Origin of the sequence: Pseudomonas sp. NPDC087612, from assembly GCF_044743505.1 — a bacterium.
Lineage (GTDB): Bacteria > Pseudomonadota > Gammaproteobacteria > Pseudomonadales > Pseudomonadaceae > Aquipseudomonas.
Window position 1 is genome coordinate 43,740 of the sequence record NZ_JBIUWO010000014.1, and the last position, 11,473, is coordinate 55,212.

At 61.9% G+C, this 11,473-nt stretch carries 13 protein-coding genes and 1 tRNA gene; 2 read left to right on the forward strand and 12 right to left on the reverse strand.

Annotated features, from left to right (window positions below; all coding sequences use genetic code 11):
- Window positions 1-762 (reverse strand): ABC transporter substrate-binding protein, encoded by a 762-nt coding sequence (locus tag ACIOVF_RS25035; RefSeq protein WP_093378594.1) that lies wholly within the window; start codon window positions 760-762, stop codon window positions 1-3.
- 13 nt (window positions 763-775) lie between these two features.
- Window positions 776-1,549 carry an ABC transporter ATP-binding protein gene (locus ACIOVF_RS25040; RefSeq protein WP_038998282.1) on the reverse strand — a complete coding sequence of 258 codons (774 nt, stop codon included), beginning with the start codon at window positions 1,547-1,549 and terminating at the stop codon, window positions 776-778.
- Window positions 1,550-2,158: 609 nt separating this feature from the next.
- Here ACIOVF_RS25040 and gabP point away from each other — a divergent pair.
- On the forward strand, window positions 2,159-3,553 hold the full coding sequence (gene gabP / locus ACIOVF_RS25045) for a GABA permease (protein WP_258595238.1): 1,395 nt from the start codon (window positions 2,159-2,161) through the stop codon (window positions 3,551-3,553).
- A 96-nt stretch (window positions 3,554-3,649) separates the two neighbouring features.
- Here the strand turns inward: gabP and ACIOVF_RS25050 are convergent, their stop codons facing one another.
- The 5 genes from ACIOVF_RS25050 to ACIOVF_RS25070 form a co-directional block, all read right to left on the reverse strand.
- Window positions 3,650-3,934, reverse strand: a complete 285-nt coding sequence (locus tag ACIOVF_RS25050) for a type II toxin-antitoxin system RelE/ParE family toxin (protein WP_401293295.1) — start codon at window positions 3,932-3,934, stop codon at window positions 3,650-3,652.
- Entirely contained in the window at window positions 3,909-4,166 is a 258-nt protein-coding gene (locus tag ACIOVF_RS25055; protein ID WP_045202358.1) for a CopG family ribbon-helix-helix protein, read from the reverse strand. The genes ACIOVF_RS25050 and ACIOVF_RS25055 overlap by 26 nt, the downstream gene beginning before the upstream one ends.
- Window positions 4,167-4,317: 151 nt before the next feature.
- The gene (locus ACIOVF_RS25060) at window positions 4,318-4,755 is read right to left on the reverse strand and encodes a hypothetical protein (RefSeq protein ID WP_401293298.1); all 438 of its coding nucleotides are present in this window, start codon (window positions 4,753-4,755) and stop codon (window positions 4,318-4,320) included.
- Window positions 4,756-4,846: 91 nt separating this feature from the next.
- Entirely contained in the window at window positions 4,847-5,890 is a 1,044-nt protein-coding gene (ppk2, locus tag ACIOVF_RS25065; RefSeq protein WP_401293301.1) for a polyphosphate kinase 2, read from the reverse strand.
- A 98-nt stretch (window positions 5,891-5,988) separates the two neighbouring features.
- On the reverse strand, window positions 5,989-6,477 hold the full coding sequence (locus ACIOVF_RS25070; protein WP_038998287.1) for an HPP family protein: 489 nt from the start codon (window positions 6,475-6,477) through the stop codon (window positions 5,989-5,991).
- Window positions 6,478-6,586: 109 nt separating this feature from the next.
- On the opposite strand from ACIOVF_RS25070, the gene ACIOVF_RS25075 reads away from it, so the two are divergent.
- On the forward strand, window positions 6,587-7,120 hold the full coding sequence (locus ACIOVF_RS25075) for a TetR/AcrR family transcriptional regulator (RefSeq protein WP_195885217.1): 534 nt from the start codon (window positions 6,587-6,589) through the stop codon (window positions 7,118-7,120).
- Here the strand turns inward: ACIOVF_RS25075 and ACIOVF_RS25080 are convergent.
- From ACIOVF_RS25080 to ACIOVF_RS25100, 5 genes are all read right to left on the reverse strand, one after another.
- The gene (locus ACIOVF_RS25080) at window positions 7,117-7,515 is read right to left on the reverse strand and encodes a hypothetical protein (protein ID WP_401293305.1); all 399 of its coding nucleotides are present in this window, start codon (window positions 7,513-7,515) and stop codon (window positions 7,117-7,119) included. The genes ACIOVF_RS25075 and ACIOVF_RS25080 overlap by 4 nt on opposite strands.
- 118 nt (window positions 7,516-7,633) lie before the next feature.
- Window positions 7,634-7,709 (reverse strand) — tRNA-Phe (locus ACIOVF_RS25085).
- A 91-nt stretch (window positions 7,710-7,800) separates the two neighbouring features.
- A complete protein-coding gene (locus ACIOVF_RS25090; RefSeq protein ID WP_010221316.1) occupies window positions 7,801-8,073 on the reverse strand; it encodes an oxidative damage protection protein in 273 nt (90 codons plus the stop codon).
- On the reverse strand, window positions 8,070-9,137 hold the full coding sequence (mutY, locus tag ACIOVF_RS25095) for an A/G-specific adenine glycosylase (protein ID WP_401293308.1): 1,068 nt from the start codon (window positions 9,135-9,137) through the stop codon (window positions 8,070-8,072). Before mutY ends, ACIOVF_RS25090 begins: the two co-directional genes overlap by 4 nt.
- Window positions 9,134-11,368 carry an AsmA family protein gene (locus ACIOVF_RS25100; protein ID WP_401293311.1) on the reverse strand — a complete coding sequence of 745 codons (2,235 nt, stop codon included), beginning with the start codon at window positions 11,366-11,368 and terminating at the stop codon, window positions 9,134-9,136. Before ACIOVF_RS25100 ends, mutY begins: the two co-directional genes overlap by 4 nt.
- Window positions 11,369-11,473: the final 105 nt, after the last annotated feature.

The window sequence follows — 11,473 nt, forward strand, 5'->3', positions numbered from 1 at the left end:
TCAATAGATGCTGAACGGGAAGTACTTGTTGTTGATCTTCTCGTAGGTGCCGTCGGCAACGATTTCTTTCAGGGCGGCGTTGAGCTTGTTGCGCAGTTCGTTGTCACCTTTGCGCACAGCGATACCAACCTTGTCGCTTTCGTTCACCGGATCGCCTTTGAACTCGTAGTTTTTACCGGCGTCGGACTTGAGCCAGTCGTAGTTGGCGTATTTGTCAGCCAGCAGGGCGTCGACGCGGCCCGAGGTCAGGTCCAGGTAGGCGTTTTCCTGGGTGTCGTACAGGCTGACCTTGAACTTGTTGTCCATGCCGCCGTTATCGTCCAGCCAGATAGCTGCCTGGGTGGCGCGCTGAGTGCCGAGGGTCTTGCCTTCGAGCGACTTGGGATCAGTCTTGAAGTCGACGTTTTTCGGGGCGATGAACTGCTGCTTGTTCGAGTAGTACGGGTCGGTGAAGTCCACCGCCTGCTTGCGCTCGTCGGTGATCGACAGCGAGGAGATGATGAAGTCGGACTTCTTCGCGTTCAGGGCGGGAATGATGCCGTCCCAGTCAGAAACCACCACTTCACACTCGACCTTCATCTTCGCGCACAGGGCGTCGCCGATGTCTTTGTCAAAACCGACGACCTGGCCACTGGCGTCCTTGTTGTTGAACGGCGGGTAGGCCGCCTCGATGCCCATCTTCAGTTTCTCGGCAGCCATGGCATTGGCCGAGAACACCAGCGTGGCGGCAGCGGCCAGGAGGAATTTCTTATAGGTCTGCATGCGTGTTGCTCCGTTAGCGGTTGCTGGACATGAATTGTTTACAACGCGCCGAGGTCGGGTTTTCGAAAACCTGCTGCGGCGTTCCTTGCTCTTCGACCAGCCCCTGGTGCAGGAAGACGACTTCGCTGGACACCTGGCGGGCAAAGCCCATTTCGTGGGTAACCAGTAGCATGGTACGGCCTTCTTCGGCGAGGGCACGGATAACGTTGAGCACTTCCTGGACCATTTCCGGGTCCAGGGCCGAGGTCGGCTCGTCGAACAGGATAACCTTGGGCTTCATTGCCAGGGTGCGGGCAATGGCCGCACGCTGTTGCTGGCCACCGGACAGCTCGGCCGGGTAGCTGTGACGCTTGTTGTGGATGCCAACCTTGTTCAGCAGCGCTTCGGCATGCTCGATGGCCTCGGCCTTGCTCTGGCCGAGCACCCGGCGCGGCGCCTCGATGATGTTGTCGAGGATGCTCATGTGCGGCCACAGGTTGAAATTCTGGAAGACAAAGCCGATCTCGCTGCGCAGGCGATTGATCTGTTTGTTGTCGGCGGCCACCAGTTCACCGTTTTTTGCCGCCTTGAGCCGCAGCTCTTCGCCAGCCACCAGGATCTGGCCCTGGTGCGGGTTTTCCAGCAGGTTGATGCAGCGCAGCAGAGTGGACTTGCCGGAGCCGGAGGATCCCAGGATCGAGATCACGTCGCCATCACGCGCGGTCAGCGAAATTCCCTTGAGGATTTCCTGGTCGCCGTAGCGTTTGTGCAGGTTGCGGATTTCCAGCGCGGGCGTGGCCTCAGCCATGTGCGGTCCTCATGTGTTCTGGTGCGCTCCTGCTGTTAGCGGCCTTCCTGGCGAGGCGCCAAGCTAGCATAGCGGTCCGAAGACAGCCAATAACGTCGGGAGAGGCAATCGGTTGGTGGGAGGGCGGGTGTCGCATCGCTGCAGTGGACTGTCGCGCAGATGTCCGCCTACCCTCGTTTCCAGGGCCGGAGCCTTGATGAAAAAAGGCGCGATGGTGCCAGTTTTGGCCGTTTCTGGGAAGTCGTTTCTGACCTTGTGCACAGGTTCGGGCCTTTATCTACGGCTTTGGTTGTACCTTTGGGTTGTACCTTTTTGGTCGTAGGAAGTGCAGGAGGTGTTACCGGTGACGAAGTGTGGTGCACCCGGGGCATTTGTAAGTGGGTATTTCAGTAATTGGTCTATTCCGCCGGTTTTTCAGGGTCTTTCGGTCAAGTCTTGGCCGAAAGACCTGTAAGCCTTGTTAAACGGGGCTGTGAGAATTTTCGAACGAACGGTCATCGGCCTGGCGCGGTAATTGCGTTATCGATCGGCAACAGGATGTAGCACTCTTTTTGAAGAGCGCGACTCGAGTAGCAGGATCAAAACGCCATTTCTCGCAAAGGTAGTTTTATGAGCGGTACGCACAATTCCAATGACCTCGCTCAGGGGCTCAAGCAGCGGCATGTGACCATGCTGTCGATTGCCGGTGTCATCGGTGCCGGGCTGTTCGTCGGCTCCGGCCACGCCATCGCCGAAGCCGGCCCTGCGGTCTTGCTGGCCTATGCCGCGGCCGGGACCCTGGTGGTGCTGGTGATGCGCATGCTGGCCGAAATGGCCGTTGCCTCGCCGGATACCGGTTCGTTTTCGACGTATGCCGACAAAGCCATCGGCCACTGGGCCGGCTTTACTATCGGCTGGCTGTACTGGTGGTTCTGGGTTCTGGTGATTCCGCTGGAGGCCAACGCCGCCGCAACCATTCTGCATGCCTGGTTCCCCGATATCGGCATCTGGGTGTTTACCCTGGTGATCACCTTACTGCTGACCGCGACCAACCTGTTCAGTGTGAAGAACTACGGTGAATTCGAGTTCTGGTTCGCGTTGCTCAAGGTAGTGGCGATCATTGGCTTCATCATCCTTGGTGTGGCTGCGATCTTCGGCCTGCTGCCCAACAGCCAGGTCAGCGGCGTCAGCCACCTGTTCGACACCCAGGGCTTCATGCCCAACGGCATGGGCGCGGTGCTGGCGGCGATGCTGACCACCATGTTCTCGTTCATGGGTACTGAAATCGTCACCATCGCTGCCGCCGAGTCGAAAGACCCGGGCAAGCAGATCACCAAGGCCACCAACTCGGTGATCTGGCGGATCTTCCTGTTCTACCTGGTGTCGATCTTCGTGGTCGTGGCCCTGGTGCCGTGGACCAACAGTGACCTGGCCGAAGTCGGTTCGTACCAGACCGTGCTCAACCTGATGGGCATCCCCAACGCCAAGCTGATCGTCGACATCGTCGTGCTGATCGCCGTGACCAGCTGCCTGAACTCGGCGCTGTACACCTCCTCGCGCATGCTCTTCTCCCTGAGCAAGCGTGGCGATGCGCCGGCCATGGCCCAGCGCACCACCTCCAGCGGTACCCCATACGTGGCAGTGGTGCTTTCGACTGCAGCGGCGTTCCTCACCGTGATCGCCAACTACCTGGCACCTGCTCAGGTGTTCGAGTTCCTGCTGGCCAGTTCCGGCGCCATTGCCTTGCTGGTGTACCTGGTGATCGCCGTGTCGCAACTGCGCATGCGTCGTCAGCGTATGCAGCGCGGCGAGAAGATCGCCTTCAAGATGTGGCTGTTCCCGGGCCTGACCTGGGCGACCATTGCCTTCATCGTCGGCATCCTGACGGTGATGCTGATCCGTCCGGACCATCGTATTGAAATCGTCGCGACCGGCTTGTTGTCGATTGCCGTGGTCGCCGCCGGCTTGCTGGTGGCGCGCAAGCGCAAGGCCGAGGCGGCCGGGCGGGCGGTGCTGAACAACTGATGTGATGCGGATGCAATGACAAAGGCCGCGATCTGTGAGGATCGCGGCCTTTTTGTTTTGGCCGTAGCGGGCTCATCGCGGCTCACGCGGTGGGCTTTACCAGTGCTCAGGTCGCTCACTGCGCTGATGCAGAAATCGCAATACCTGGACCCGTCCGTCGAGCAAGCGGTACGGGGCAATAAAGGGGATGTGGGCGAGCACCAGCTCACGCACATCCGGCACTGGCGAGGGGCGGCCTGCACCTGGGAAGCGCTCGAGAATTTCCAGGCTGCTCAATATGCCCTGAACCATTGCAAAGGCCGTTTTGCTGCCTGCCTTGAGCTGATAGTGCTCGAAAATCGAATCCAGGTCGCTTTCAGCCTTCGCCGTCAGTGCAATCATCTTCGCGTTTCACCCACTTTGCCTTGACCTCAGAGAGGTCGGTCAGGTTGCCAGTGTCGGCATCGCTGATGCCGGCAGCAATCGCCTGCACGTGCCATGACTCGGCTTCGACATAGCGCAGCAAAGCGCGCTTGAGGTGATATTGGCGATCTCGATCGGTGGCGGCTGCCAGTTGATCGAGCTTTTCGGCGAGGGATGCTTCGACGCGAAACGACAGAACCGGGGAAGCCATGTCTACGCTCCTGACTTTGTATACGTTGTAAACGGTCAACAAAGGTTAGGTGGCGTCGAGGTGATGGTCAATCGGCCAGGGACCTGTGGTCGATGTAGGATTTTTCTTTGAGGGGATCTGGCCCCCGAGGAATCAGGAGCCAGGCAAGCTGTCAGCCAAACTTCTTCTGCTGCTTGGCCACCGCCTCGGACGCGCTGATGTAGGCTTCCTGGAACTCGTCGCTCTCGAGCCAGGCCATGGTTGTGGCTTCGTCGGCGCCGTCCAGCCACTTGCGGTAGGCAGTGAAGACCATGACGATGTAGTCGGTGGCCTGTTCTTCCTTGTGGCCCTTGAGCACCAGGGTCAGCAGCGGGTCGACCAGGAACACCGAAATCAGCGCGACCAGGCCGGTTTCCTGGGCTTGCTTCATTTTTTCGAACAGGGCGGTATAGCTGCCCGATTCCATGGCCTTGTTGAAGACCTGCTCGACGCTGGCGCTGGAGCTTTCGCCCGAGCTCTTGACCGCTTGGCCGCTACGCACCATGCGGTTTTCGCGGGCCTTGTTGGCGGCGCGCTTGGCGCGTTTCTGTTGTTTGCTGCTGGAGGCCATCGGTGAACCCTTGTGCTGAGCCGGATAAATTCTGCGTATTGAATCGCAGTTGGCCGGGAAACCCAAGTGCCGCCGACGGCCTGGAGCAAGCTCAGGCTGGTTGCGCCAGCTCGCCGCGGTCTTCCTCTTCGAGCACGCGCGCGGCGCGGTCCACCAGCAGCGGGTCAGGCTGGTGGGCGACACTCAAATCCTTGCCGGGGTAGTCCAGCGAGTGCAGGAAGTGGCGGATGCAGTTGATCCGCGCGCGTTTTTTGTCGTCGGATTTGATTACCGTCCACGGTGCATCGGCGGTGTCGGTGTGGAAGAACATTGCCTCCTTGGCAGCGGTGTATTCGTCCCACTTGTCCAGCGACTTGATGTCGATCGGCGACAGCTTCCAGTGCTTGAGCGGGTCGTCGCGGCGGGAGATGAAGCGGCGCAGCTGCTCTTCGCGGTTCACCGAGAACCAGTACTTGAACAGCAGGATGCCGCTGTTGCACAGCATGCGTTCGAGCTCCGGCGCCTGGCGCATGAACTCCAGGTATTGCAGCGGCGAGCAAAAATCCATGACCCGCTCGACCCCGGCGCGGTTGTACCAGGAGCGGTCGAAGAAGACCATTTCACCGGACGTGGGCAGGTGCTGGACGTAGCGCTGGAAGTACCACTGGCCCTTCTCCTGCTCGGAGGGTTTCTCCAGGGCGACAATCCGCGCACCACGCGGGTTGAGGTGCTCCATGAAGCGCTTGATGGTGCCACCCTTGCCGGCGGCGTCGCGGCCTTCGAACAGCACGACGATGCGCTGACCGGTTTCCTTGACCCAGCTTTGCACCTTGAGCAGTTCGATCTGCAGTTCGTGCTTGGCCTTTTCGTACTCGGCGCGGCGCATGCGGTTGCTGTACGGGTAGCTGGCCGGCAGCTTGGCCGAGGCGCTGTCCTCGTTGGAGCCGCGCGGCGCCGAGGCGACTTTCAGGGCTGCCGGTTGCTGGCTGATGGCGCTGATTTCGGCTTCGGCTGCGGCGCTGACAGCAGGCTTGCGCGGCGTGCGCGGACGCCGTGGACGGGTGCTGGCAGCTTTGCGTGCCGGGCTTGGGCTGGGGCTCGCAGGTGTTTCGGCGGCAGGCGAGGGCAGGGGCAGGGCAGTGGATTCTTCGCTCATGGGGAGGCCTGTTGGTTCCTTCTAATATCCTCAGAGCATTTTATCGGTGCGGGCCGAGGGCATATTGACGGTGGTCAACAGCCCTCGGCATAGCGCTATTAGTACCAGTATTTCGGGTAGCTGTTGGCCTGGCGCGCATTGTTCAGGCACCAGGCCACGGCGACGATCACCAGCGAGCCGGCCAGCACTGGCGTCACCACGAAGCTCAACGGTGCGTGGCTGGCGATCACCACCAGCGGGTTGGCCCCGGCTGGTGCGTGCAGGGTGCGGGTCTGCTGCATGGCAGCCAGGGCCAGGCCGACGGCCAGGGCTGCGCTCCACCAACTGTCGCCGAGGGTATGCAGCACTGCCAGGCCCACCAGGGTCGCAATTACGTGGCCGCCGATGATGTTGCGCGGCTGCGCCAGCGGCGAGTCGGGCATGCCGAAGGCCAGCACGCAGCTGGCGCCAAACGGGGCCATCAGCCACAGCGCGCCGGACACCTGGCTGAGCCAGCCGGTGGCGCCGATCGCCAGGGCCGCGCCGATCAGTGACAGCAGGCTGAAATGCAGGGAAGGGGCGGCGGGCGCCTTGGATTTGAATGGCATGGGTACAGTTCTCCGGGTGGGCGATTTATGCCGAGGATACCGATCGGTTTACCTGCAGGTCAACCGATCGGTATACACTGTTGGCAACTGTCCTGATCGAAGGTGTGGCATGAGTACGTCCGAGAAAATCGCCGAGTCGGCGCTGCAGCTGTTCTACCGCCAGGGTTACCACGGCACCGGGGTCGAGCAGTTGAGCCAGGAGGCCGGGGTGACCAAGAAAACCCTGTACCGGCATTTCCCCAGCAAGGAGCTGTTGATCGAGGCGGCGCTGGAACGTCGCGATCACGATTTCATGGCGCGCCTGCAAAGCGCTCTGGCGGCCGTTGAGGCAAAAGCGCGGCCGCTGGCCTATATCGACTTCATCGAGGCCTGGGCGCGCTCTGAAGACTTCTACGGCTGCGCCTTCATCAACGCCTCGGCCGAGTATGCCGGGCCGGCCGAGCCACCCCATGTGCTGGCCAGGTTGCACAAGGACAAGGTCATGGCCGCACTTGAGCAGGCCTGCCAGCAGGCGGGGTGCAAGCAGGGCGCTGCGCAGCAGCTGTTTTTGCTGGGCGAGGGGTTGATCGTGGCGTCGCAGGTCGGCGGGGTGCAGGTGCCGCTGTTCGAGGCGGCGCGGTTGATAGTGGCTGCGCTGGCCTAGCGCAGCATCCCGCAGATCTGATTGCCTTCGTAACCATGGATGATCGGCGCGAGGACCATCATGGGGCCACAGGCGTACATGGGCGAGCTGATGGTCTGCCTGGCGTTGAACAGCACGACCTGGTCGCCATCGATGTCCGGGCCATAGGCCACTTCACTGTAGGTCCTGCACACCGGCAGTAGCAAAGGCACCGGCACGACCACAGCCCAGAGGGTGACGCCGCACCATTCGCGGGTGACGTCGGATTTCTCCGATTTGCTGACCTTGGGGGTGATGTTCTTCAGGCGCAGGATGCGATGGGCCGCGGTGGGGTAGGTGTCTTTGTGCGGCAGCACCACGGTGGCGCCGACACAGCCGGTCAGGCTCAGCAGCATGGCGACGGCAATCGATTTCATCCCTGGCTCCGACAAGCTCGCGGCATTTCCGTGCGCGAGAAGGCCTGCGTTCGCTGATAAATCGCAGGCATGAAAAAAGCCCCAAGGAATCACTTCGCTTGGGGCTTTTCGGTATTAGTGGTGCCCAGAGACGGAATCGAACCGCCGACACGGGGATTTTCAATCCCCTGCTCTACCGACTGAGCTATCTGGGCAACGGGGCGCATTAAAAGGGTTTTTCGGATTTACGTCAACGACTTTTTGAAAATTTTTTAAATTAATTCCGTCGCTTACGATTTTCCGGGGTTATTCGCTAGGTGGAACGTAGCCTTCGGCCTTCTCGTAATCCTGGCCGGAGAAGAACTTGTCCATCTCGCCCTGGAGAAATTTGCGGTCCTCGGCGTTCATCATGTTCAGGCGCTTCTCGTTGATCAGCATGGTCTGCTCTTTCTGCCAGTCGGCCCAGGCCTTCTGCGAAATGTGATCAAAGATGTCCTGGCCCTTGGCGCCCGGGTAGGGTGGACGCTCGAGGCCTGGCAGTTCTTCGTTGTACTTGCGGCACATTACGGTGCGGGTCATCGCGACTCTCCTGTAAGCAATACGTCGGCCGCGCGTTTAAGCAGTTTTTTCACCGGGGCGGCAAGGCCCAGGCGCGGCGGGGTGGCGAGGTTATACCAGAGCCAGTCGGCCTCGGCCACGTGGTCGCTGGTGGCATTGACGCGCACCAGCCAGGGCTCGATGGCCAGCTGGAAGTGGCTGAAGGTGTGGGTCAGGCCGTCCAGCGCCTGGCTGCCAGCCAGGCTCAGGCCGTGCTGGTCGGCCAGCTCGTCGATCTGTTCGACACTGTCCAGCTCCGGCAGGCTCCACAACCCGCCCCACAGGCCCGTGGAAGGCCGCCGGTAAAGCAGGATGGCGCCTTGGTGGTTGGCCAGCAGTGGCATCAGCGTGCGCTTTTGTGGCAGCTCCTTGCGCGGCTTGGGCAGCGGGTAGCGGATTTCCTGGCCGAGCATGTGCGCCTCGCAACCGACCTTGAGCGGGCACAGCAGGCAACTGGGCTTGCTGCGGGTACACAAGGTCGCGCCCAGGTCCATCATCGCCTGGGTGTAGTGGTTCGCCCGGCTGTGCGGGGTATAGCGCTCGGCATTGGCCCACAGCGCCTTGGCCACTTTCGGCTCGCCGGGGTAGCCCTCTTGCGCGGTGTAGCGGGCCAGCACGCGCTTGACGTTGCCGTCGAGGATCGGCGCACGCAGGCCCATGCTGATGCTGGCAATAGCGCCGGCAGTGGACAGGCCAATGCCGGGCAGGTCGGTGAGTTTCTCGACATCGCGGGGGAATTCGCCGCCATAGTGCTCGACAACGATCTTCGCGGTCTTTTGCAGGTTGCGCGCCCGGGTGTAGTAACCCAGGCCCGTCCACAGGTGCAGCACCTCATCCTCGGGCGCTTCGGCCAGGGCCTGGACCGTCGGCAGCGCCTGCATGAAGCGGTCGAAGTAGTTGAGCACGGTGCTCACCTGGGTCTGCTGCAACATGATCTCCGAGACCCACACCCGGTACGGGGTGATGCCCTGTTGCCAGGGCAGGTCGTGGCGGCCGTTACGGTCGTACCAATCCAGCACGGCGCTGGAAAACTGCTCGGGGCTCATCTCTTGAACAACCCCTTGAGCGCGTCCTTGAGTTCCGGGCTGACCTTGTCACCGAGCTTCTCGTCGATCTTCTCGCTGAGTTTTTCGCTGACCTTGTCGCCAGCCAGCTTGGCCGCGACCTTGCCCAGGCCGTCTTTATCCAGGCGGCAAGCCTTGGCGCCCAGCTCCAGCGGGCCACGGCAGCGCAGCGGCAGTTCAAGGCCGACATAGCGCTCGCCGACCTGGCAGGCCGGGTCGGGCATGTCGCGCTTGTCGCCTTCGACGATCACGCCAATGCGGTAGTCCATGCCCAGCACGCGCAGGTCGAGGTCGCCATGGCCGTTGACGGTCAGGCCGGGAATGCGTGCCTTGAGGTCAGGGTTGCTGGCCACGCCGTTACGCATTACCAGGCTGCCCTTGAGCTCCTGGAACGGCGTGTCCTTGCCGCGTGGCTCGCCACTCAGGGCCTTGCGGTTGAGGGTGGCGATGGCCTGGCACAGTTGCTGTTCGAGGTTGGCGTTGACCAGGATACCGTCGTTGATGACGAAGCTGGCGTTGCCGTTGAGGGTGTCGACCAGGGCTTTCTGGCTGTTGCCGGTGGCGGTCAGGTCGCTGTTGAGGGTCAACAGACCCTTGACCGGTGGCGTGCCGGTTTCGCTCTTGATGAAGTGCTCGACCGGCACCCGGTTGATGCGGGTGTTAAGACCAATCTGCGGCACGGCTGGGCGTACATCGAGGGTGCCCTTGCTTTCGAAGTCGCCGTTGTACAGGCCGCCGCGCAGGGTTTCCAGGGTGATCAGGCCGCCTTGGCCCTCGGCCTTGAGGTGGGCGTTTTCGATCGGCAGCTTGTCCAGAGTCAGCTGGCCAAATGTCAGGTCGGCCTGCAGGTCGACCTTGCGCAGGCGGTCAACCGGCAGCAGCTTGTCGTTGCTCCAGGCCACCTGGGTCGGCGCGTCGGGCAGCGGCGTGGTACCGGCACCGGCGAGGGCACCGGCCTCTTTGCTCTGCACTTCGGCCTGGCGTGCGGCCTTGGCGCCCTGGGCTGCCTCGCTCTTGGCCAGCAGGTAGCGGTCGGCGTCGAACTTGTCGGCCTTGAGCTGCACGCGCAGGGCCTGCTTGGCGAAGTCTTCAATGGCCAGGCGGCCGCTGAAGGTGCTGTCGTCGAGCTTGATCGCCAGGTCTTCCAGGGCCAGGCTGTTCGGCGTGCCTTGCAGGCGGGTGACCAGCTCGACCTTGCCCAGGGTGCTGTTATCGGCCGAGGCCGGCAGCGGGTGGCCGATGCTGTCGAGGAAGTTGCGCAGGTCGAATTGGGCAATCGACAGGCCGCCGCTCAGTTGCGGGGTTTTGTCGAGGTCGCGCAGGTTCAGCTCGCCGAGGGCGCGCAGCTGGTTGGCCGAGAGCTTGAGGCCGTTCCATTCGGCGACGTTGGCCGCCAGATCGACCAGCAACTGGCCCTGTGCGGCGAAGGTCATGGTCTTGCCTTGCAGCGGCTCGCCCGAGGCTTCGCCGCTGAGCTTCATGTCTTCGAACTGGTAGCGCTTGAGCCGGCGATCGAAGCGCAGCTCGCCGTTAAGCTCGGTGCGCGCTTTGACCACTGGCTGGCCGGAACTGAGGAAGGCGGTCATCTTCAGCGGGATGTTCACCCCTTCATGCACCGCGCCGGTGCTCAGCTGGATGCTTTCGGCGCCGAAGCTCTGGCCGCTGCGGGCATCGTTGTACTGCACGCGGGCGTTGTTGACGGTCAGGCTGTCGATATCGAGCTTGACCGGGCGCTCGCTGGCGCTGTCGCTGCTAGCCTGGGCCGGGGCAGTGCTGGCGCTTTCGGCCGGGGCCGGGGTGGCAGCGGGCAGTGGCTTGCCGATGTCTTCCCAGTTGCCGTGGCCATTTTCGTCACGGCTCAGGGTCAGGTTCAGGCCCTCGACGCGCACATCGCTCATTTGCACTTCACGGCGCAGCAACGGCAGCACGCGTACCGACAGGCCAAGCATCTGCAGGTCGGCAAACGGCACTTTCGGGTTGTTCAGGGTGGCGATGCTGGCTTCATGCAGCTCAAGGCCCAGCCACGGGAACAGGCTCCAGCCAATGTCGCCATTGAGCGTCAGCTCGACGTGGGCCTTGTCGCGTGCCAGCTGGCGAATCTCGTCTTTGTAGTCGTTGGGATCGAAGAGGTGGGTCAGGGCGAAGCCCAGAGCCACAATGATCAGCAACAACCCGAGAAGCACCAGCCCCAGGATTTTGCCGAACGCTTTCATGGGCGAGTCCTTGTAGTCCGATTTCTAAATTCAGCCGCAGAGTATAGCGCTGCGGTTATCACCGCTGGGTGATATGGGGCGAAGGTTTAGTCCTGCATAAGTGTC

What these genes read in the sequence shown, in the direction of transcription:
- ACIOVF_RS25090 (WP_010221316.1), bottom strand. Translation starts at nt 8,073, where the DNA reads ATGACCCGCACCGTAATGTGCCGCAAGTACAACGAAGAACTGCCAGGC.
- ACIOVF_RS25040 (WP_038998282.1), bottom strand. Translation starts at nt 1,549, where the DNA reads ATGGCTGAGGCCACGCCCGCGCTGGAAATCCGCAACCTGCACAAACGC.
- ACIOVF_RS25070 (WP_038998287.1), bottom strand. Translation starts at nt 6,477, where the DNA reads ATGCCATTCAAATCCAAGGCGCCCGCCGCCCCTTCCCTGCATTTCAGC.
- ppk2 (WP_401293301.1), bottom strand. Translation starts at nt 5,890, where the DNA reads ATGAGCGAAGAATCCACTGCCCTGCCCCTGCCCTCGCCTGCCGCCGAA.
- gabP (WP_258595238.1), top strand. Translation starts at nt 2,159, where the DNA reads ATGAGCGGTACGCACAATTCCAATGACCTCGCTCAGGGGCTCAAGCAG.
- ACIOVF_RS25060 (WP_401293298.1), bottom strand. Translation starts at nt 4,755, where the DNA reads ATGGCCTCCAGCAGCAAACAACAGAAACGCGCCAAGCGCGCCGCCAAC.
- ACIOVF_RS25055 (WP_045202358.1), bottom strand. Translation starts at nt 4,166, where the DNA reads ATGGCTTCCCCGGTTCTGTCGTTTCGCGTCGAAGCATCCCTCGCCGAA.
- ACIOVF_RS25035 (WP_093378594.1), bottom strand. Translation starts at nt 762, where the DNA reads ATGCAGACCTATAAGAAATTCCTCCTGGCCGCTGCCGCCACGCTGGTG.
- ACIOVF_RS25050 (WP_401293295.1), bottom strand. Translation starts at nt 3,934, where the DNA reads ATGATTGCACTGACGGCGAAGGCTGAAAGCGACCTGGATTCGATTTTC.
- ACIOVF_RS25075 (WP_195885217.1), top strand. Translation starts at nt 6,587, where the DNA reads ATGAGTACGTCCGAGAAAATCGCCGAGTCGGCGCTGCAGCTGTTCTAC.
- ACIOVF_RS25100 (WP_401293311.1), bottom strand. Translation starts at nt 11,368, where the DNA reads ATGAAAGCGTTCGGCAAAATCCTGGGGCTGGTGCTTCTCGGGTTGTTG.
- ACIOVF_RS25080 (WP_401293305.1), bottom strand. Translation starts at nt 7,515, where the DNA reads ATGAAATCGATTGCCGTCGCCATGCTGCTGAGCCTGACCGGCTGTGTC.
- mutY (WP_401293308.1), bottom strand. Translation starts at nt 9,137, where the DNA reads ATGAGCCCCGAGCAGTTTTCCAGCGCCGTGCTGGATTGGTACGACCGT.